This is a genomic window from Kitasatospora sp. NPDC002543 (assembly GCF_053594915.1).
In genome coordinates, this window is the sequence record NZ_JBSFWR010000012.1 from 22313 (window position 1) to 41910 (window position 19598).

The following is a 19598-nucleotide window of genomic DNA, read 5'->3' on the forward strand; positions in this document are numbered from 1 at the left end:
AACCGGACCGGACCGGATCGGTACGGACAGGCACCGAACCAACGAAGGGTTGACCGTCATGGAATCGGGCACGACGCACTGGAACAACGTCAAGATCGACTATGACAAGGTACTGAACACCGACGCCTCCAACGTGGCCCTGCTCTCCGCGGCCGTGGACCTGCTGCCGGCGGACACCGCCGACATCCTCGACATCGGCTCGGGCACCGGGCGGCTCACCTCGCTGTGCCGCGCGGCCCTCCCCCAGGCCCGGATCCTCGGCGTGGACCCGGCACCGACCATGGTCAAGGAGGCGACCGCCAAGTTCGCCGACGACCCGCTGACGTCGTTCCAGGGCGGGGTGGCCGAGGACCTCTCGGACATCCCCGACGAGAGCTTCGACGTGGCCATCAGCAGCTTCGCGCTGCACCACCTCGAACTCGACACCTACCCGAAGGCGGCGGCCGAGCTGCTGCGCGTCCTGCGCCCGGGCGGTGTGTTCGTCAACGCCGACCAGTTCTGCCGGGTGATGGGGCCGGCCGGCAGCAAGGAGCGGGCCACCGACGTGCTGGAGCTGCTGACCGACAAGGCCAAGTACTACCTGCGGGAGGCGAGCTTCGAGCGCATGCTGCTCCAACTCGACCTGCTGCCGCGGTTCCTGCGGGAGGACGGGGAGATCCTGACCACGCCGGAGTTCTGGCGCGACCGCCTGCTCGAGGCGGGCTTCGAGCAGGCCGAGATCGTCGCGACCGCTCCCGAGGAGCTCTACAACCGGGTGATCGTGGCGCGGAAGGCGCCGCGCGCGGCGGCCTGACGGGCCGGGCGCGGGGCGGGCGTGGTGGTGGGTGTGCCGGTGGAGGCGATCAGCGGGCGAGCCACCACGCCGCCGTCCGGGTCAGTGGCCGAGACCGGCCTGCCTGGCCCGGACCGCGGCCTCCGTCCGGTCGACCAGGTGCAGCTTGGCGAATATCCGGGACAGGTAGTTGCGCACCGTCTTGACGGACAGGCCGAGCTGGTGGGCGATCGCCGCGGTGCCCAGGCCGTCCGCGACGAGCTCCAGCACCTCCAGCTCACGGTCGGTCAACTCCGGGAAGGGCTTGGGCACTCCGGCCGGCTGGGCCAGGTGGTCGGTCACCCACCCCGAGGTGCTGGAGTCGAAGACCAGGCCCCCGGAGCGGACGATCCTGATCGCCAGCACGAGGTCCTGGGAGGGCGCGCCCCGGGAGAGGTAGCCGCGGGCGCCGGCGCGCATCGCGGCGAGGAAGGCCTCCCGGTCGTGGGCGATGCTCACGACCAGCACGGCCGTGTCGGGGCAGCGTTCGGTGATGGAGGCGATCACGTCGGTGGTGACGGCGCTCGACGGGGACACGTGCAGCAGCACCACGTCGGGGCAGAGGCGGTGGATCGCCCGGACCGCGTCGGGGCCGGTGTCGACGCCTCCGACCACTTCGAGGGCCTCGACGCCGTCGAGCAGGCTGCGGAGGCTGGATCTGTACACCGGGGGGTCCGCGGCGATCAATACGGCGATGGTGTCCGCGAAGGCAGACTGCAGAGCCGCTTGGTCGGACATCCCGTTCCTCCCCCTGGTAACAGCTCGTGCACCAGCGATCACCGTACCAAATCCGGGCGCACTCCACCCCTGATAGGCGCAAGCCAATCGAACAGAAGTGAGCGGCCCGGTCCAGGGGCGTTCGGGAGCGCGGGGCGCGGCACGTCGGGAACCGGGTGCCGGGGCCACGCGTCGGAGGTATCGTTCTCTTATTCTAAAGTCCTTTGGAATTTGGGAGTGTGTCAAAGTGGCGTCCCGAACTCAACCCCCCGCGGTCACCGCACCCGCGTCGGCGGAAACCTCCTCGCAGCGCTCCACGTGGTGGCTGCTGGCCGCGCTGATCGCGGTCTCGCTGAACCTGCGCGCCCCGATCGCCGCGGTGTCGGCGCTGCTGACCCCCATCAAGTCCGGGCTGGGCCTGTCCGGATCGAGCCAGACCCTGCTGACCGTGCTGCCCACGGTCTGCCTCGCCCTCTTCGCGTTCACCGGCCCCGCGCTGGTCCGCCGGATGGGCGAGGAACGCCTGGTGGCGACCTCGGTGATCGTGCTGCTCGTCGGCGACCTGGTCCGGATGCTGCGCAGCGAGGCCGCGCTGTTCGTCGGCACGCTGCTGGTGGTCGCCGCGATCGGGGCCATCAACGGCGCCGTCCCCGGCCTGATCAAGCGGAAGTTCGGCGACCGGCTCGCACCGGTGATGGCGCTCTACACGATCGTCCTCACCATCGGCGCGGCCAGTGCCTCGGCGCTCGCCCCCCGGCTGAGCGGCCACGAGGGCACCGGCTGGCTGGCCTCGCTCGCCTGGATCACCGTCCCGGTCGCGGTCGTCGCCTGCGCGATCTGGCTGCCCGTCCTGCGGGAGCGCTCCTCCGCCCCCGTCCGGGCCCGGATCCCCGCCGCGCTGTGGCGGGACGCGCTGGCCTGGCAGGTCACCGCCTTCTTCGGATTCATGGGCCTGTCCTTCTACTTCGTCCTCGGCTGGCTGCCGACCATCTGCCACCAGCGGGGCATGACGCTCGACGAGGGCGGGCTGGTGCAGGCCGTCACCTCCCTGATCCAGGTGGCCGGCTCGCTGGGGGTCCCGCTGCTGATCCGCCGGCTCCCCGACCAGCGGGGCGTCGCCGTCGCCATCGGCGTGCTCAACGCCGGCGGGCTGATCGCGCTCATGGTGGCGCCGATCTCCTACGGCGCCTGGATCGCCGCACTGCTGCTCGGCCTGGCCCAGGGCGCCGGCTTCGCCCTGGCGCTGACCCTGATCGGGCTGCGCGCCAAGGACGCCGATGCGGCCGTCGGCCTCTCCGGTATGGTCCAGGGCGTCGGCTACCTCATCGCCATCCTCGGGCCACTGGTCGGCGGGATGCTGGTCAACGCCTCCGACGGCCTCCCGACGGCGCTCGTCCTGCTGCTGGTCGTCACGGCCGGCGAGGTGGTGGCGGGTGTGGGCGCCGGACGCAACCGCCACGTCCTCGAACCGGCCGGACCCCGGCCCGGCACCACACGATAGGTCCGTCCATGTCCGAACCGACCACGCCGGAACCGAACGCGCCGAAGCTGAGCATCCCGATCTACGCGGAGCTGTCACGGGTCGGCAAGGTGCTCGCCAACCCGCTGCGGCTGCGCCTGCTCGACCTGCTCGACGGGCGCGAACTCACCGTCGAGCAGCTCTCCCAGGACTCCGGGATCCCGTTCAAGAACACCTCGGCCCAGTTGCAGCAGCTCCGTTCGGCACACCTGGTCAGCAGCCGGAAGGACGGCACCAGCGTGCTGTACCGGCTGACCGACGACGACGTGGCCCGGTTCCTCGGCGTGTTCCAGGAGTTCGCCGAACGGCGCCTGGCCGACCTGCGCAGCGTCATAGACGACCAGCTCGGCGACCTCAGCGCGCTGGAGCCGGTGACGGTCGACGAACTCACCACCCGGGTCGACGCCGGGGCCCTGGTCATCGACGTCCGCACCAGCGACGACTACACGATGGGCCACGTGCCCGGCGCCGTCTCCCTCCCCTACGAACAGCTGCTGAACCGGCTCGACGAACTCCCGGACGACACCGAGATCATCGCCTACTGCCACGGGCCCTTCTGCGTGACCTCGGCCGAGAGCGTCCGGCTGCTCCGGGCGCACGACCGCCACGCCCGCCACCTCGTGGGCGGCTTCACCCGCTGGCACCGCACCGGACACCCCGTGAACACCGAGACCGACCCGTGAGAGCGGGCCGGCGCGTCCCCCTGAGGAGAAGGCAACCATGCGCATACGAGGAAGTCGGGTCGCCGTCGTCGGCGGCAGCATCGCCGGCTGCGCCACGGCCGTCGCCCTGGCCCGCGCCGGCTGCGAGGTCACCGTGTTCGAGCGCAGCCGGGGCGGCCTGCGCGACCGCGGCGCCGGGATCACCCTCCCGGCGTCGCTCTACGACGAGTTGCTCGACGCGGGGTACCTGGACCCCGGCATGCGGGTGCTGCGGCGGCCCGAGCTGATCTGGCTCACCCGCGCGGAGCGGTCCGCCGAGGGCCGCGAGGTCGGCCGCCAGCCGTACCCGTCGATCATGGCGAGCTGGGCGCTGGTCTGGCGGGGGCTGCGCGGGCAGGTGCCGGACGGCGACTACCACGAGGGCTCGACCGTCACCGGCCTGCGGCCCGGGGACGACGGCGTCGCGGTCGAGGTCGACGGCCGCCCCGCCGGGACGTACGCCGCCGTCGTCGGCGCCGACGGCTACCGCTCCACGGTGCGGCCGGCGGTCGCGCCCGAGGCCGTGGTGGCGTACGGCGGGTACGGCCTCTGGCGCGGCGACTACCCCGCCGACCGGGGCGCCGACGGCCCGGCGCACCCGCTGCTGGACGACTTCGTCGCGGTCGGCTTCCCCGGCGGCCACGCCGTGTTCTACCGTATTCCCGACGCCGGTTCCGGCGGCTTCCGGCAGAACTGGGCGCTGTACGGCAGCGTGCCGGACGGCCTCTACCCGGCCGAGGCCGCCCCCGTCCCCCGGGGGCAGGTCGACGAGAAGGCCGCCGGCTACCTGGAAGAACTCATCACCCGCGAGCTGCCGCCCGTGTGGGCCGACGCGGTGCGGCGCACCGAGCGGCACGAACTGTCGATCAACCCGATGTACGACACCACGGTCTCCCGCTACGCCGCCGGCTCCCTGCTGCTGGCCGGCGACGCCGGGGCGATCGCCCGCCCGCACACCGGGGCGGGCGCGGTGAAGGCGATCCAGGACGCCCGCGCCCTCGAACTCGCCTGCCGGGAGCACGAGTCGTGGGCGCAGGCGCTGGCCGCCTTCGACGCCGCGCGGCGCGGCGCGGGCAACGACCTCACCCGGCTCGGCAAGCACCTGGGAAGGATGCGCGTCGAGGAGTCCCCGGACTGGTCCGCCCTGACGCCGGCGGACTTCGAGTCCTGGCTGCACGCGAACACGCACGGCTGGCAGAGCGCGTACGACCCGACCTGATCCGTAGGAACGACGTCCGACCACCCACCCAGGAGGAAGAGATGTTCACCCTGCCGCCCATCACCCTGCCCGGCATGGACGAGTACGCGGAGGCCCACTCGACCCCGGACCCGGCCCAGTTGGCGGGCGTGTCCGGGAACGACCTGGGCATGGGCCACCTGATCAGCGGCCAGCTCGTCGGCGGGCTGCTGCGCATGGTCATCCACACGCTTCAGCCGAAGGTGGTCCTCGACATCGGCACCTTCACCGGGTACTCGGCGCTGTCCATGGCCGTCGCCCTGCCCGAGGGCGCCCGGGTGATCAGCTGTGAGATCGACCCGGACCGCGCCGAGGTCGCCCGCAAGCACATCGCGGAGGCCGGCTACGCCGACGTCATCAGCGTGCGGGTCGGTCCCGCGCTCGACACGATCGCCGAGATCGAGGAGCCGCTGGACCTGGTCTTCATCGACGCCGACAAGCCGAACTACCACACCTACTACTCCGCGACGCTGCCCCGGCTCTCCGCCCGGGGGCTGATCGCCTGCGACAACACCATGTGGCGCGGGGAGATCACCGACGCGGACAGCACCGACCCCGACGTGCGGGCCCTGCGGGCGTTCAACGACGCCGTCGCCGCCGACCCGCGCAGCGAGTCCGTGATGCTCACCGTGCGGGACGGGGTCACCCTGATCCGCCGGGTCTGAGACCGGCCGCGGGGCCGCCGGGCTGGCGGACGTCAGGCCTCCCCCAGCCCGGCCACCAGCTTCCTGGGGGCGACGAGCCGGTAGGCGTCCACGACCAGCTCGCGCACCTCCGCCCAGTCGACCGGCACGTCCAGGTAGACCCCGACCCAGTCGCGCCCGCCGTAGGGCGGTGCGAAGAACCGGTCGGGTTCGGCGGCGACCATCGCCTCCCTGGCGCCCACCGGGGCCGGCACCCAGAAGCTCCGCCGGCCGCGCGGGTGGTGCTCCGAGAGCTGGGCCAGCGTCCGCCGCCGGATCCGCCAGGACGGCTCCCCGTGGTGGTTGCTCGCCTCGACCACCTCGGGCAGCGCCAGGCACAGTGCGCGCAGCCGCTCCTCCACGTCGTCCCCGGTCATGCCGCCCTCGTCCCCTCTCCGCCGCGGCCGCTTCCGCGCGCTCCCGCCAGGATGCCACCCCGGAACGGTGGCTGGGCGATCCACCCGCCGTCGCACGGGACATGACGTCATGTCAGCTCCATGGGAGCCGGGGGCGGGCGGGAGTCCCGCGGGCGGGGCCGCCGGGCCCGTCCGCACGGGGTGCCCCGTGCGGACGGTCGGACGGTCCTCGGGCGCCGGGCCGGCCGGACGGCCCGCCTCAGCCTGCCGCGCGGGCCAGGCCGGTGAGCCGCCGCGCCACGTCCGCCGGCGACGGCATCCCGGCGATCTCGGCGCCGACCTCGCGCGCCGCCCGGGCCAGTGCCTCGTCGGCGAGCAGCCGGTCGAGCAGCTCCGGCCCGATCTCCTCGGCGCCCGCGGCGAGCCCGGCGCCCCGCCGCCGCACCGCGTCCGCGGTGATGAAGCGGTCGGACCCGTCGGGCAGCACGAGCTGCGGGACGCCCGCGTCCAGCGCGCTGAGCGCGGTGCCGCTGCCGCCGTGGTGGATCGCGGCCGCGCAGGTGTCCAGCAGGGCCCGCCACGGGACCCAGCCGTACGCCCGAACGTTGTCGGGGAGGGTGTCGAACGTGCCCAGGTCGAGTTCACCGGTGGCCAGCACGAACTCCGCGTCGACCTCGGCGGCCGCCGCGATCACCCGCTCGATCCTGGTCAGGCCGTCGGTCTTGGGCGGGACGGTGCCCAGGGTCACCGCCACTCGCGGGCGGTCGGCGGGCACGGCGAGCCGGGCGGGGAGTTCCCCCTCGCCGTTGTAGGCCCCGGGCCGCATCGAGCAGCCGTACCGCTCCTGCCCGGCCATGCTGGGCGGCGCGAGGTCGATGACCTCGGCCGGCTCCGGCAGCCGGTCGATCCCGTGCCGGGCGAAGGCGTCCGCCATCTCCGCGAGCATCAGCGCCCGCAGCTTCGGGGTGCGGACGAAGCCCAGGTCGTGCTGGACGGCGGGCACGCCCAGGCGGGCCGCCGCGAGCAGGGCCACCGGGAACTGGTAGTCGTACACCACCAGGTCCGGCCGCCACCGCTCGGCGAGCTCGACCGTCTCGTCGGCCACCCGGCTGTTGACGAGGGCGGCCAGCGGGACGAACGCCTCGCGGTCGGCCGAGTTGCTCTCGACCACCCGCCGCATCAGGTCCGGCCGCCGGGTGCGGCCGGCCTCCCGGATCTCCTTGCGCCAGTCGACGCCCGGCGCGATGGACAGGTACGGCAGCCCGGACCCGGCGACCGACTCGCCGCCGTCCATCGAGGCCACCGCGACCTCGTGGCCGAGCTCGCGCATCGCCTCGGCCAGCGGGACCAGCGGGAAGAGATGGCCGGCGCCGGGTGCGCCGGCGAACAGTACACGCATGAAGGAACCTCGGACGTCGCTACGGGGTGGCTCGGTGGGGGACGGTTCGCCGCGGGGGGTCAGGAGGCGGCCCGGTGCAGGGCGGCTTCCATGCCGTTCAGCACGGCGTCGCAGTCGCGCCGCAGGGTCTCGGCGTCGACGGCGCTCAGCAGGTAGACCCCGAGCCAGTTGCGCGACCCGGCGGACGGGTCGAAGGCGGGGACGGTGCGGCCCGCGGGCATCGCGAACGCGGGCACGGCCTCGATGGTGCTGCCCGGGGACAGCAGGGCCTGCCAGTCCACGGCCTCCGGGTTCCAGACCGGGCTGGTCCGCCAGGGCACGCCCGCCGCGTCGGTCGGGACGACGGCCAGCGACGCGGCGGCCCCGGACCCGACGACCGGCATCACCGCGGGGTACTCCACCCGCTCGCCGAGCAGCTGCCGGACCAGCATGCCGATCGGGTCGAGCCCGAAGACCTCGTGGACCTGCCGGGTCGTCAGCAGGCCGCCGAACCGGGCCGCGGTCTCGATGACGACCAGCTCGCCGTCCTTCATCAGCTTCAGCTCGGTGTGGGTGCCGCAGTTCTCCAGGCCGAGCGCGTCGACGGCCCGCCGGGTGACCTCCTCGATCCGCCGCTGCAAGGGCACCGGGAGGACACACGGCGAGGTGCTGGCCACCTCGACGAAGGAGGGCACGGTCGGCAGCTTGGCGGTGATGGCCAGCGGGCGGTGGACGCCGTCCGCGACGATCCCCTCCACGCTCACGTAGTCGCCGTAGCCGGGCTCCTCGTACCAGCCCTCGGTGGAGCCCTGGGCGATCGACTCGACCAGGCGGTCCCGGTCGGTGTCCGCGGCGTAGAGCTCGTTCATGCCGACCTGGCTGCCGGCCCGCAGCCCGCTCTCGATCCCGGCCCACGCCGGGGCGGCCTGCTCGACCGAGTCCAGCACGATCTGGGCGACCGACCCGGCGCCCCAGGCCGGCTTGAGCAGCAGCGGGGGCTCCAGCTCGGCCAGCGCGCCGGTCAGGTCCGCGAGGCTGTCGACCCGGCGGAACGCGGGGATCGGCACCCCGGCGGCGGCCCACGCCTCCCGCATCAGCCGCTTGTCCCGGGCGCGGACGATCCCCTCCCCCGGGCCGGCCAGGTTCAGCCGGCGCGCGGCGTGGGCGACGGCCAGCACGGCGAACTCCGAGAGGGTCAGCACCGCGTCGGCCCCGATGGCCTTGGCGTGCTCCACGATGAGATCGACCAGCTCCTCGCCGCGCGGGGCGTCGGGGACCAGCTCGATCCCGGTACAGCTGGGCCGCCACACCTCCTCCCCGGCCGCGGGCAGCGGCGCCAGCGCGAGGACGTGCAGCTCCCCGCAGGCGGCGATGCGCGGGAACGCGTAGTCCAGCGGGGCGCCGCCCTTGACGTAGACGTACAGGATCTTGTTCAACGCACTCTCTCCTGAAGGAAGTTCACTGGTTCGCGGGCATGCCGACGCACGGGCCCGCGCTCACGCGGGCCCGTCGCGGCCGGGTCAGCCGGCGGTGCGGAAGGGGCGCAGCTGCAGCAGGCTGACGCCGTCGCCGTCGATCGCCCACTCGATGTCGACCGGGGCCGCGTACGTCTCGTCGGGCGAGAAGTGCGCCTGCAGCAGGCGGCTGATCAGGGCCAGCCGGCGCACCAGGTCCTTGGTCCCGGCGTCCAGGTCGGTGGCGGCGCTGCCCAGCGAGACCGTCCGGCTGCCGCCCTCCATGGTGTTGCACAGGTACTGGAGCGGGGCGCCCCGGCCGGAGACCACGTCGGTCACCGAGCGCGGCGAGATGTTGAGGTAGACGTTGCGGAAGTCCTGCGGGCTCAGCGGGTTGCAGGTGACCAGCACGCCGCCGACGGTGGCGCCGACCTGCTCCTGGACGATCACGGCCATCCGGCAGTGGTCCAGCGGGATGCCCGCCTGGCTGCGCAGCAGCACCGCGCGCGGCGAGAACAGCGAGGCCCAGACCTCCCGGACCGCGTCGAGGACCGCCTCCGGGCCGCTGACGTGCGCCACCGACTCGTAGAGTCCGGCGGCGGAGAAGCCGGGCAGGTCCTCGGCGTTGGAGGAGCTGCGGACGACCTGGACGCGGGCGCCGTAGAGGTGCCGGTCGAGCGCCCGGTCGACCTCGGCGCGGATCGGCTCGGGCAGCGGGGCGGTGCGGATCAGCCGCTGGACGTCGAGGCAGAGCTCCTCGGTCCGCGGGCCCTCCTCCCCCGGCGGAGTCCCGTCCCGGAGGGCGGAGTCCAGCCGGTCCACGGCGGCCCGGAGCTCCGGCGAGGAGTCGAGGAAGCCCTGCTGGAGCGAGAAGGGCAGCACGATCCCGCGCGGTACGTGGGCGTACTCCTTCACCAGGATCCGCACGGCGTCGTCGAGTTCGACCGCGTCCGCGTCCTCCGGGAGGCCGAGCTGGCGGGCCAGGTAGCGCAGCAGGTCCGCCCGGGGCGGCCGGGGCAGCTGGTAGAAGCCGAGCCAGCGGGGCGAGCCGTGCTGCAGCAGGTGGGTGAGCTCGCCGAGGTTGGCGGCCTTGGTGCCGAAGCGGACGTGGTCTCCCTCGCGCAGTTCGGACAGCGGGGTGACGGCCGTGGGCGCGAGGTCGGGCAGGTCCACGGTGATGCGCTCGGCCGCGAGGGCCGGCCGGGCCTCCCCGGGGCCGCCCGGCTCGGCGGCTTCGAGGAGGAGGTCCCCGCCGTCGGCCTCGACCCGGTAGTGCACCCAGCGGCCGGCCAGCCCGGCCCGGTCGATCCGCTCCAGGGCCCCGATGCCGACGGCGTTGGGGATACCCCACCCGGTGGCCATCACGTTGATGTGGGAGAGCGGCGTGGTGTGCTCGGTGTGGATGATCCCGGACACCCGGGGGATGTCCTCGGGCACCCGGGGCATCACCACGATGTCCTGCCACTCCAGCGGCTCGGGGTCGGCCCGGTACTCCTCCTCCGAGCGGTACACCCGCAGCCGCCCGTGGGCCGCGCCGGCGCTCAGCGGCACGAAGGAGGCCGTGGAGTAGAGCTCGTGGGACAGGACGCGCGGGATCTCGCTCTCCGGGATGTCCGCGAGGTAGGCCTCCTGCTGGTGGCCGGCCGGCTTGAGGACCAGCCGCAGCGCCGGGTCGACGTGCTCACGCACCCGGTGGAAGAAGAAGCGCAGCATCTCCCGGGACATGGTGTCGACGTCGACGGTCTCCAGGGACAGGAAGGTGTCGGCCCGGTCGCCGTCCTCCGCCGCCGCGCGGGTGTGCAGGGCGAGGGTGCCGAGATAGAAACGACGGTCGGGATTCCGGTAGACGTCGTCATTGAAGGAATCGAGCCGGCTCGCCAGTTCGTCGATCGACATGCCGAGGATCTCGCACCCGACGTACTTGACGTGGAGGGTGCCGTCGGCGCTGTCGATGAAGTGCAGGACCGACTCCTCGCGGTCGAACACGATCTTCACATAGGGATAGCCGCCGACGTGGCCGGCGAGTCCGGAGAAGTCCTCAAGGGTGAGATCGTCGCCCGGGAGGCGGGGCCGCGTGGTCGCGTCGTTGCGATCCGAACGGGTCATGCGCACAGTTCAGCCATTCGTCATCATGTACACGATCAGTGCACCTGGCACAGAAGGGTCGGGTATGACCACCCACACAGTGCCATTCAGTATGAACATTTGACGAATGATCACATGACATCAGGCCATCAGGAATCGATCCGGCCATCAGAATGTCGTCAAGGCGGCCCCGACCGCGCGTCAAGCCGTGGCAAAGGTCACATGACGGGAGATCGCCTTCACTTGATGAACGATCGAAGATTTCCGGAATAGGTGATTCCTGTACGACCTCAGGCGAACGCGGGGACAATCGCCCGGAGGAAGTGGCGACCCGGGGCGTCCCGGGGGCCGCGAACCGAAGATCCCCGGGCATACCCGCTGTAACGAGTGGTAGGTACACTGGGCCGCATGAGCAAGAAGGAGGCACTGACCCGGGCCGCTGCCGAACTGCTGTGGGAACGTGGCTACACGGGCACCAGCCCGGCCAAGGTCCTGGAGCGCGCGCACGCCGGCCAGGGCAGCATGTACCACCACTTCTCCGGCAAGGCGGACCTCGCCCTGGAGGCCATGGCGTGGATGAGCGAGGAGCTCCGCGCCCGCGCGGAGGGCGCACTGGGCGGCGAGGGCGGGGCCGTCGCCCGCGTCAACGCCTTCCTCGACCTCGAACGCGACCCGCTCGCGGGCTGCCGCATGGGCCGCCTGACCCAGGACTACGACGTCGTCACGGACGACCGGCTGCGCGCGCCCCTGGCCGAGTTCTTCGACTGGCTCGACGGGCGGCTGACCGAGGTGCTCGCCGAGGGGGTGCGCAGCGGAGAGCTCCGGCCCGGCACCGATCCGGCGGCCACGGCCTCGCTGGTCATGGCGGCGGTGCAGGGCGGCTACGTCCTGGCCCGGGCGGGGCAACGGCCCGAGGCGTTCCAGCGGGCGGTCAAGGGTGTCAGGCTGGTCCTGGCCGGCCTCCAGGCCGGTTCCGACCAGGGCCGTTCCTGATCCGTCATCGGGGCCGTCATCGGATCCGGTGACGGCCCCGGTGACGGCGTCGGCCTCGGGGCGGCCCGGCGCCGTCACGGCGCCCGGCGGGCGGCCGCGGCGACGAGCACGCAGGCCGAGCCCGCGGCGGACGCCGCCGCCAGGGCCCACCAGACGGCGTCCGGGAGCAGGCCGAACAGCACGCCGCACAGCACCGGCCCGGCCGCGGCCCCGAGCGAGACCCCCATCTGGCTGACGGCCGTGGCCCGCTGCTCCCGCCCCGGATGGGGCAGTCCGACGACGTAGTGCAGCAGGCCCGCCCAGCCCCAACCGCCGCCGTAGGCGAGCAGGGCGCCGAGCAGGGTCGGCACGGGGCCCGGGCGGGTCAGCAGCACGGCGCCCACCGCCCCGGTCGCGAAGAGGCCGACGAGGACCGGCCAGGCCAGCCGGGGAAGGCGGCCGACCAACCAGCCCACGCCGAGCCGGACCGCGATGTTCAGCGCGGCGCCGGCGGTCGCCACCGCGCCGGCGAGTTGCAGTGAGGCCCCCCGGGTGGTCAGCGCCAGCACCAGGAAGCCGCCCAGTCCGTTGCCGACCAGCGCGCCGAAGAAGCCGGCACAGCTGAGGGCGATCAGCCGGGCGTCGGCCTTCAGGGGTGCGCCGGCGCCCGCGGCGGCGGCCGGCTGCCGCCCTTCCGCGGCCGCGTGCCGCACCAGCAGGACCGCGCCGAGGCCGCACGGCACCGCGGTGGCGGCGAACACGCCGCGCCAGCCGACCGGGCCGGCCAGCAACGGCATCGTCGCGCTGGCGAGCAGCGTCGCCGTCGGCACCGCGGCCTGCTTCAGGCCGAACGCGAAGGCCCGCAGCCCCGGGGCGCACCGGCGCATCAGCAGCGCGTTGGTGTGCGGCTGGGTGTACCCGTACGCGAGGCCACCGAGGGCCGAGCTGATCCAGAGTCCGGTGGCCGGGGCCCCGGCCGCACCGAGCAGCCCCGCGCAGGTGGCCCCCAGGGCGACCGCCAGGGTCCGTTCCACTCCGACCGGGGAGGCGGACCGCCTGCTGACGAAGGCCCCCGTCAGGGAGGCCAGCCAGTAGACGGCCAGGACGGCCCCGGTCCGGGTGGCGCTCCAGCCCAGTTCCGCGCAGATCAGGCCGTTCGCGGCGCCGGGGAGGAAGACCGGCAGCGAGGTGAGGACGGTGACGCCCGCGACGCCCAGGGCCGTCGGCAGACCCGAGGCACCGGCGCGCACCGGGCCGGACCGAGGGGGCCGGACGAGCGTGCTCACCGGGCCAACGCCTCGATCCGGTCGGCGCGGTGGAGTGCCGCGCCGTCCAGCAGGGCCCTGGCGATCGCGTCCGCGTCCCCCAGCGTCACCGAGTCGACGCCGGGCCGGACCCCGGCGGCCGTCGCCCAGTGCACGCCCTCGGTGGGGACGCCGAGGGCGTACCGCGCCGGGTGCACGATGCCGCGCGCGTCCACGAGGCGGCTCGGCCGCTCGGTCACCGCGAGCGCTCCGGTCTCGTGGTGGCCGCCGTCCGGGTCGGGGATCCGGTACGGGGCCGCCCGGCCGGTCGCCAGGAGCCCGCGCAGCAGCGGGTCGGCGGTGATGCGCACGTCCGGACTCTGGACGCGGGCCTCGATCAGGGTGGTGACCGCGATCGGCGGCCCCGGCACCACGGACGAGGAGACGAGGAACCCGTCCTGCCGCGGGGCCGGCACCACCCGCATCCCCGGGCCCACCAGGGTCACCAGTCCGGCGCGGACCAGTGCGGCCAGCTCCGCGATCCGGCGCCCGGGCGGGCCGATCGACAGGGCCGCGTTGAACGGCGAGAACCAGCCGGTCAGTTCCTGCCGGTAGGACTGGCCGGTGATCCCGGCGTGGTCCACGACCTGGCGGATCTCGTTGCGCAGATCCCGCAGCGCGTCGAGGGCCGCCTTCACCGGATCGTCGTTGTTGCCGCCCCTCGCCCGTGCGGCGTCGCGTTCGAGGTGCTCCACCAGCCACCGGCCGAACTCCCGCCGCCCCCGCAGGGCCTGCTCCCCGTACGGGGTCTCGACCTGCCGCCAGTCCCACTGCTCGGCGGCCGCGATCCCGTGCCGCCTCAGCAGCGTCTCCGGCAGCGGCAGGTGCGCCGGGGAGGAGAGGCAGGCCCGGAGGAAGCCGTTCACCGAGTCGGCCGGGGCACGGCGCTCCCGCAGCAGCGTGCGGTAGTAGACGATCTCCACCTCGCGGGCGACCAGTGGCCACACGTCCCGGCGGAACCGCACGTCGCCGTGGGAGGCGGCGCGGGCCCGCAGCCCGCGGACGGCGGAGGCGGTGAGCAGCAGCGGCCGGTGCCGTTCGCCGAGCTCCTTCTGGTTCTCACCGCGGGCCTGGTACGGGAGGCCGCGGCGGGATCCCGCACAGATTCTCGGCTCCCGGCCCGAGGGGTGGTAGTCGAGGCGCCCGTCGGCGCGTTGCTCGAACACCCCGCCGCGGCCCTCGGTGAACAGGCCCAGATAGTCGAAGAACGCGAGCCCGAGGCCGCGCAGCGCCACCGGTTCGCCCGGGGCGATCGCCGCCGTGTCCGCCTCCGCCGGGTTGCCCGGCGGCAGCCGCCGGCCGCCGGCCGGTGCCGGGGTGCCGCGGGGTGCGGCGGGGGCGGCGGCGGGCACGTGGCCTTGGGCCAGCACGACCGCGTCGAGCAGGAGCCGGTCGCCGCCGGCCAGGCGCAGCAGTTGCCGGCCGTCGAGCTCCTCCAGCGCGACGGCGGTGTCCTGGTGGAGGTGCACCGTCACGTGCGGCGGCGCGGTCCGCACCGTCCGGCGGTAGGCCCAGCGCAGGTAGTGGCCGTAGAAGGCGCGGGTGGGGTAGGAGTTGGGCCCCAGCTCGCGGGCCTCGCGCAGCACCTCGCGCGGGTACTCGGAGCCCGGGCGCCCGGCGTCCGGGTGCTCGGAGCCCGGGTGCTCGGATCCCGGGCCGATGTCCGGGCCCGGCGCGTCCCGGCTCGCGGCGGTGAGTAGCCCCGCCCATTCGTACACGTTGGGACCGGGCACCACCGGTCCCTCGCAGACCACGCTGGCGTCGGTGAACACGGTGATCTGTTCCGCGACGGTGTTCATCAGCAGGTGCGGCGACTGGTCCGTCCGCCAGACCCGGCCGGCCCCGGGCGGCGCCGGGTCGACGGCGTGCACGGTCACCGGGCCGCGGTCCGGGTCGGCCGCCGCGCCGGCGCACAGGCGCTCCAGCAGGATGAGCCCCCGGGGGCCCAGCCCCACGATTCCGACACTGAATCGATTGTTCAAAACCCGTTCCCCCGCCTGGCTGTGCCCGATCGTTCGCTCACGCCGATCCTAGTCAGCGGGATTTCCATTCATGCGGCCCGCACATGATTCATGCACCGGCGTCATGGAACGCCATTCATGCGCCCGCCGAATGAGTCGCCAGGCCGATCTATTTCCCATCCCCGAACCCCCCGGCTAGCTTTTGACCCGGCCCGCGGCGGCCGCTCCGACCAGTCGGCCCCGCCCGGTTCTTGGGCCGATCGCACCGCCCGGTCCTCTGTCTGACGCCGCGCGGCAACCCCCGGTTCCTGTTTCCGTCATTCGAACGGAGAAATACGCATGCCCGAATCCAGCCCCGCCAAGTACAAGCCCTACAACCGGTCGTCGATAAAGCGGGCGCCGCAGTGGGACAGAATTCCGCAGGATCTGCGCGAAGCGGTCGAGGTGGTGGCCCACGTCCTCCCGTTCCGGACGAACCAGTACGTCCTCGACGAGCTCATCGACTGGAACCGGATACCCGACGACCCGATATTCCGGCTCAACTTCCCGCACCGCACGATGCTGGAGCCGGACGACTACACCGCCCTGCGCGACCTGCTCCGGTCCGGCGACAAGCAGCAGCTGGCCAAGCAGATCTTCGAGATCCGCAACCGGATGAACCCGCACCCGGCCGGACAGCTGAGCCACAACGTGCCGCAGCTCGACGGCCAGGTCGTCCCCGGGATCCAGCACAAGTACGACCAGACCGTGCTGTTCTTCCCGAGCGCCGGCCAGACCTGCCACGCCTACTGCACGTTCTGCTTCCGCTGGCCCCAGTTCGTCGGCGAGGACGACCTGCACTTCGCGGCCCGTGACGCCGAGGGCCTGGCCGCCTACCTCAGGCGGCACCCCGAGGTCACCGACGTGCTGATCACCGGCGGCGACCCCATGATCATGCGCACCGGCGCGCTGGAGCGGTACATCGAACCGCTGCTGGCACCCGATCTGGCCCACGTCCGCAACATCCGGTTCGGCACGAAGGCCGTCGGCTACTGGCCGCAGCGCTTCGTCAGCGACGTGGACGCGGACGACCTGCTGCGCCTGTTCGAGCGCATCGTCGGCGCCGGCAAGCACCTCGCCCTGATGGCCCACTACAACCACCCGGCCGAGCTGCGCCCCGCCATCGCCCAGCAGGCGCTGCGGCGGATCACCGGCACCGGCGCGGTCGTCCGGATGCAGTCCCCCGTGCTGCGGCACATCAACGACGACCCGGCGGCCTGGCAGGAGCTGTGGACCACCGGGGTCGGCCTCGGCGCCGTTCCGTACTACATGTTCGTCGAGCGCGACACCGGCGCCCGGTCCTACTTCGAGCTGCCGCTGGTCGAGGCGTACGAGATCTTCCGGACGGCCTACAGCTCGGTCTCCGGCCTGTCCCGGACGGTGCGCGGCCCGTCGATGAGCGCCTTCCCCGGCAAGGTGCTCATCGACGGGACGCCGACGATCCGCGGCGAGAAGGTCTTCGCGCTGCAGTTCCTGCAGGCCCGGCGGGACGGCGTCGTCCGCCGGCCCTTCTACGCGAAGTTCGACCCCGCCGCGACCTGGTTCGACCAGCTCGTCCCGGCGTTCGGGGAGCGCTCCTTCTTCTTCGAGGAGGAGCCCGCCGACCGTGCGCCCGTCCTCGGCCAACCGCTCGACCTGGTGGGGGTGTGACCGGGATGGCCGATCGACCGCTGCCGGTCTACGAGGTCCTGGCGCTCCGGTTCGGCACCCACGCCGACCGGCCCGCGCGGGACAACTTCCTGCACGACGACGGCCAGTTCGCCCCGGGCAGCGCGGGTCCGATGGACTTCTACCTCTGGGTGGTCCGCAACGACCGGCACTTCCTGCTGGTGGACACCGGCTTCCCCGAGTCGATGGCCGCGCGCCGGGGCCGCACGCTGTTCCGCTGCCCCGTCGACGCACTGGCCGACCTCGGGGTCACGGCCGAGCAGGTGTCGGACCTCGTGATCACCCACATGCACTACGACCACGCGGGCAACCTGGACCGCTTCCCCACCGCCCGGGTCCACCTCCAGGAGGAGGAACTGCGGTTCTGCGCCGGGCCGGCCATGCGCCACCAGGCCGTACGCCGCCCCTTCGAACCGGTCAACGTGCAGGCCGCGGTGCAGGGACTGTTCGAGGAGCGGCTGGTCCTGCACCGCGGGGAGGCCGAGATCCTGCCCGGTGTGACCGTGCACCGGGTGCCGGGCCACACCCCGGGCACCCAGGTGGTCCGGGTCCGCACCGCGCGCGGCTGGGTCGTGCTGGCCAGCGACGCCAGCCACCTGTGGGACAACATCCGGCTGCGCAGCCCGTTCCCGATCCTCGACCACCTCACGCCCATGCTGGAGGGCTACGACGTGATCGAGTCCCTCGCGGACGGCCCCGACCACATCATCCCGGGCCACGACCCCCGGGTGGCCCTCCGCTTCCCCGCCCTGGCCACGGCCCCCGACTGGGTGTGCCTGCACGAGGCCCCCCTGACGGAGGAGCGGCGGCCCGCCCCCCGCACCGAGCCGGTCGGAGCGGCCGGATGACGGCCCATCGGATCGCCGTCGTCGGCGCGGGGCCGCGCGGCCTGAGCGTCCTGCAGCAGATCGACGAGCTGGCCGGCCTCCTGCCGGCCGGGCACGGACTGGAGGTGCACCTGATCGACCCCGGCGAGCCCGGGCAGGGCTCGCACCCCGACGGCCAGCCCGCCCACCTGCTGACCAACACCGTGGCCAGCCAGGTCACGATGGTCACCGACGGCCGAGGCCCCTCCTTCACCGAGTGGGCGGCGGAGCTCGGGTACCGCGAGTTCGACACCGGCTTCCACCCCACGGGCGGCGACGGCGGCCGGCCGGTCGGCGAGCACTCCTACCTGCCGCGCAAACTGCTCGGCCACTACCTCAGCTGGGTGTTCGACCGGACGGTCCGGGCGCTGCCCGAGCGGATCCGGGTGGTGCACCACCGCGACAGCGCCCGCGACATCGAGGCGCGTCCCGACGGCGGGTACACCGTGCACCTCACCAAGGGCCACCGCCTGCCGAGCGACTACGTCTTCCTCACCACGGGGCACTGCCACCGGGCCCCCACCGACGAGGACCGCGCCTACGCGGAGTTCGCCGCGGAGCACGCGGACCGCAACCCCTGGCTGGTGTACTGCCCCTCCCCGTACCCGGTGCGGCGGCTCGGCGAGATCGCCCCGGGTTCCACCGTCGCCGTCCAGGGCTTCGGGCTGACCGCGCACGACGTGGTCTCCGAGCTCACCGCCGGCCGCGGCGGGCGGTTCGAGGGCTCCGGCGCGGACCTCGTGTACCGGCCCTCCGGGCGCGAGCCGTCGATCCGGCTGTTCTCCCGCCAGTGCCTGCCGTTCGCTGCCCGGGGGATCAACCAGAAGGGCATCACCGGGCAGCACCGGGCACGCTTCTTCACCCCGGAGGCGGTGCGCCTGCTCAAGGAGCGCGCGGTCCGGCTCCACAACGACCCTCGGCTCGACTTCGAGGCGGAGGTCCTCCCGCTCCTGGTCCGGGAGATGGCCTACGCCTACCGGACCGCGCGGCAGGGCGCCGCCGTCCCCCCGGAGGGCTTCGAACCGAGCCCGGCCGAGCTGGCAGCCGTCGAGTCCGTCCTCGATCCCTTGCGCGGCCGCGAGTTCGCCGACCAGAAGGCGTTCACCGAGTTCTTCGTCCAGCAGGTCGTCGAGGACCTGGCGGAGGCGGAACGGGGCAACCTGACGAGCCCGGTGAAGGCCGCCACCGACGTCATCCGGGACACCCGGGCGAGCCTGCGGGAGGCGGTGGAGTTCTCCGGGCTCACCCCGCGGTCGCACCAGGAGTTCAACCGGATCCACAACCCGACCATGAACCGGGTCTCCTTCGGCCCGCCGCTGCTGCGCAACCGGCAGCTGCTCGCGCTGATCCGGGCCGGCGTCGTCGGCCTGGCGGGCGGCCCCGGCTGCACCGTGGTCCTCGACCGGGAGGCCGGACGCTTCGTCGTCCGCACGCCGTACGCCCGCGGGCCGGAGGTCCTGGCCGCCGACGCCCTGGTGATCGCCCGGCTCGACGCCTTCCACCCCGAGCGCGACAGCTCGCCGCTGATCGGCAACCTGCTCGGACGCGGCCTGGTCCGGCCGTACGCCAACGGCCCGTTCAAGCCCGGCGGCCTGGAGATCGACGAGCGGGGCCGGCCCGTCACCGCGGCCGGCGAGACGCTCACCACCGCCTGGGCGATCGGCTACCCGGTCGAGGGGCCGCGGTTCTACACCCACGCACTGCCCCGGCACGCGATGGCCTCCCAGTTCACGCGCGACGCCGAAACCGCCGTCCGGGACCTCTTCACCCACATCCACCAGCGCACCGACCCCACCCCGGAGGCAGAACGTGGCGATACAGAGCGGACAGCAGTTTCCGTACCCTGA

Annotated in this window: 16 protein-coding genes; 9 read left to right on the forward strand and 7 right to left on the reverse strand. The window is 73.4% G+C overall.

The genetic code is table 11. The features are described from left to right. Window positions 1-58 precede the first annotated feature (58 nt). Complete coding sequence (locus tag ACWD4P_RS08040) at window positions 59-793, forward strand: class I SAM-dependent methyltransferase (protein ID WP_449778973.1); 735 nt, start codon at window positions 59-61, stop codon at window positions 791-793. Window positions 794-874: 81 nt separating this feature from the next. Here ACWD4P_RS08040 and ACWD4P_RS08045 read toward each other — a convergent pair whose 3' ends face one another. Beyond that, the gene (locus ACWD4P_RS08045; protein WP_449778974.1) at window positions 875-1549 is read right to left on the reverse strand and encodes a LuxR C-terminal-related transcriptional regulator; all 675 of its coding nucleotides are present in this window, start codon (window positions 1547-1549) and stop codon (window positions 875-877) included. Between the two features lie 226 nt (window positions 1550-1775). Here ACWD4P_RS08045 and ACWD4P_RS08050 point away from each other — a divergent pair, with 226 nt between their 5' ends. Genes ACWD4P_RS08050 through ACWD4P_RS08065 form a run of 4 tightly spaced genes read left to right on the forward strand, consistent with a single transcriptional unit; the run spans window position 1776 to window position 5650 of the window. Next, window positions 1776-3029 (forward strand): MFS transporter, encoded by a 1254-nt coding sequence (locus ACWD4P_RS08050; protein WP_449778975.1) that lies wholly within the window; start codon window positions 1776-1778, stop codon window positions 3027-3029. Between the two features lie 8 nt (window positions 3030-3037). Beyond that, window positions 3038-3730, forward strand: coding sequence for an ArsR family transcriptional regulator (locus ACWD4P_RS08055; protein ID WP_359824386.1), 693 nt, complete (start codon window positions 3038-3040; stop codon window positions 3728-3730). Between the two features lie 37 nt (window positions 3731-3767). After that, window positions 3768-4967 carry an FAD-dependent monooxygenase gene (locus tag ACWD4P_RS08060; RefSeq protein ID WP_449778976.1) on the forward strand — a complete coding sequence of 400 codons (1200 nt, stop codon included), beginning with the start codon at window positions 3768-3770 and terminating at the stop codon, window positions 4965-4967. A 41-nt stretch (window positions 4968-5008) separates the two neighbouring features. Beyond that, window positions 5009-5650, forward strand: a complete 642-nt coding sequence (locus ACWD4P_RS08065; RefSeq protein WP_359824382.1) for an O-methyltransferase — start codon at window positions 5009-5011, stop codon at window positions 5648-5650. A gap of 32 nt (window positions 5651-5682) precedes the next feature. Here ACWD4P_RS08065 and ACWD4P_RS08070 read toward each other — a convergent pair whose 3' ends face one another. The 4 genes from ACWD4P_RS08070 to ACWD4P_RS08085 all read right to left on the reverse strand — a co-directional run bounded on the left by ACWD4P_RS08070 (window position 5683) and on the right by ACWD4P_RS08085 (window position 10962). Continuing rightward, on the reverse strand, window positions 5683-6045 hold the full coding sequence (locus ACWD4P_RS08070; RefSeq protein WP_359824380.1) for an MmcQ/YjbR family DNA-binding protein: 363 nt from the start codon (window positions 6043-6045) through the stop codon (window positions 5683-5685). 238 nt (window positions 6046-6283) lie between these two features. After that, window positions 6284-7423 (reverse strand): nucleotide disphospho-sugar-binding domain-containing protein, encoded by a 1140-nt coding sequence (locus ACWD4P_RS08075; RefSeq protein WP_449778977.1) that lies wholly within the window; start codon window positions 7421-7423, stop codon window positions 6284-6286. 59 nt (window positions 7424-7482) lie between these two features. Continuing rightward, on the reverse strand, window positions 7483-8838 hold the full coding sequence (locus ACWD4P_RS08080; protein ID WP_359829904.1) for an ATP-grasp domain-containing protein: 1356 nt from the start codon (window positions 8836-8838) through the stop codon (window positions 7483-7485). Window positions 8839-8922: 84 nt separating this feature from the next. Then, window positions 8923-10962 carry a PEP/pyruvate-binding domain-containing protein gene (locus tag ACWD4P_RS08085; protein ID WP_449778978.1) on the reverse strand — a complete coding sequence of 680 codons (2040 nt, stop codon included), beginning with the start codon at window positions 10960-10962 and terminating at the stop codon, window positions 8923-8925. A 387-nt stretch (window positions 10963-11349) separates the two neighbouring features. Between ACWD4P_RS08085 and ACWD4P_RS08090 the strand changes: the two genes are divergently transcribed. After that, window positions 11350-11934, forward strand: a complete 585-nt coding sequence (locus ACWD4P_RS08090; RefSeq protein ID WP_359829908.1) for a TetR/AcrR family transcriptional regulator — start codon at window positions 11350-11352, stop codon at window positions 11932-11934. 74 nt (window positions 11935-12008) lie between these two features. Here the strand turns inward: ACWD4P_RS08090 and ACWD4P_RS08095 are convergent, their stop codons facing one another. After that, window positions 12009-13199 carry an MFS transporter gene (locus ACWD4P_RS08095; protein ID WP_449778979.1) on the reverse strand — a complete coding sequence of 397 codons (1191 nt, stop codon included), beginning with the start codon at window positions 13197-13199 and terminating at the stop codon, window positions 12009-12011. Further along, the gene (locus ACWD4P_RS08100; RefSeq protein WP_449778980.1) at window positions 13196-15172 is read right to left on the reverse strand and encodes an FAD/NAD(P)-binding protein; all 1977 of its coding nucleotides are present in this window, start codon (window positions 15170-15172) and stop codon (window positions 13196-13198) included. The genes ACWD4P_RS08095 and ACWD4P_RS08100 overlap by 4 nt, the downstream gene beginning before the upstream one ends. A gap of 345 nt (window positions 15173-15517) precedes the next feature. Here ACWD4P_RS08100 and ACWD4P_RS08105 point away from each other — a divergent pair, with 345 nt between their 5' ends. Genes ACWD4P_RS08105 through ACWD4P_RS08115 form a run of 3 tightly spaced genes read left to right on the forward strand, consistent with a single transcriptional unit; the run spans window position 15518 to window position 19598 of the window. Next, window positions 15518-16867, forward strand: a complete 1350-nt coding sequence (locus ACWD4P_RS08105; RefSeq protein ID WP_359824445.1) for a KamA family radical SAM protein — start codon at window positions 15518-15520, stop codon at window positions 16865-16867. A gap of 5 nt (window positions 16868-16872) precedes the next feature. Further along, window positions 16873-17733, forward strand: a complete 861-nt coding sequence (locus ACWD4P_RS08110; protein ID WP_359824447.1) for an N-acyl homoserine lactonase family protein — start codon at window positions 16873-16875, stop codon at window positions 17731-17733. After that, the gene (locus tag ACWD4P_RS08115) at window positions 17730-19598 is read left to right on the forward strand and encodes an FAD/NAD(P)-binding protein (RefSeq protein ID WP_449778981.1); all 1869 of its coding nucleotides are present in this window, start codon (window positions 17730-17732) and stop codon (window positions 19596-19598) included. The genes ACWD4P_RS08110 and ACWD4P_RS08115 overlap by 4 nt, the downstream gene beginning before the upstream one ends.

Bases quoted from the DNA above. Each gene is read 5' to 3' on its own strand.
- ACWD4P_RS08040 (WP_449778973.1), top strand. From the start codon at position 59: ATGGAATCGGGCACGACGCACTGGAACAACGTCAAGATCGACTATGAC.
- ACWD4P_RS08045 (WP_449778974.1), bottom strand. From the start codon at position 1,549: ATGTCCGACCAAGCGGCTCTGCAGTCTGCCTTCGCGGACACCATCGCC.
- ACWD4P_RS08055 (WP_359824386.1), top strand. From the start codon at position 3,038: ATGTCCGAACCGACCACGCCGGAACCGAACGCGCCGAAGCTGAGCATC.
- ACWD4P_RS08060 (WP_449778976.1), top strand. From the start codon at position 3,768: ATGCGCATACGAGGAAGTCGGGTCGCCGTCGTCGGCGGCAGCATCGCC.
- ACWD4P_RS08065 (WP_359824382.1), top strand. From the start codon at position 5,009: ATGTTCACCCTGCCGCCCATCACCCTGCCCGGCATGGACGAGTACGCG.
- ACWD4P_RS08070 (WP_359824380.1), bottom strand. From the start codon at position 6,045: ATGACCGGGGACGACGTGGAGGAGCGGCTGCGCGCACTGTGCCTGGCG.
- ACWD4P_RS08075 (WP_449778977.1), bottom strand. From the start codon at position 7,423: ATGCGTGTACTGTTCGCCGGCGCACCCGGCGCCGGCCATCTCTTCCCG.
- ACWD4P_RS08085 (WP_449778978.1), bottom strand. From the start codon at position 10,962: ATGACCCGTTCGGATCGCAACGACGCGACCACGCGGCCCCGCCTCCCG.
- ACWD4P_RS08090 (WP_359829908.1), top strand. From the start codon at position 11,350: ATGAGCAAGAAGGAGGCACTGACCCGGGCCGCTGCCGAACTGCTGTGG.
- ACWD4P_RS08105 (WP_359824445.1), top strand. From the start codon at position 15,518: ATGCCCGAATCCAGCCCCGCCAAGTACAAGCCCTACAACCGGTCGTCG.
- ACWD4P_RS08110 (WP_359824447.1), top strand. From the start codon at position 16,873: ATGGCCGATCGACCGCTGCCGGTCTACGAGGTCCTGGCGCTCCGGTTC.
- ACWD4P_RS08115 (WP_449778981.1), top strand. From the start codon at position 17,730: ATGACGGCCCATCGGATCGCCGTCGTCGGCGCGGGGCCGCGCGGCCTG.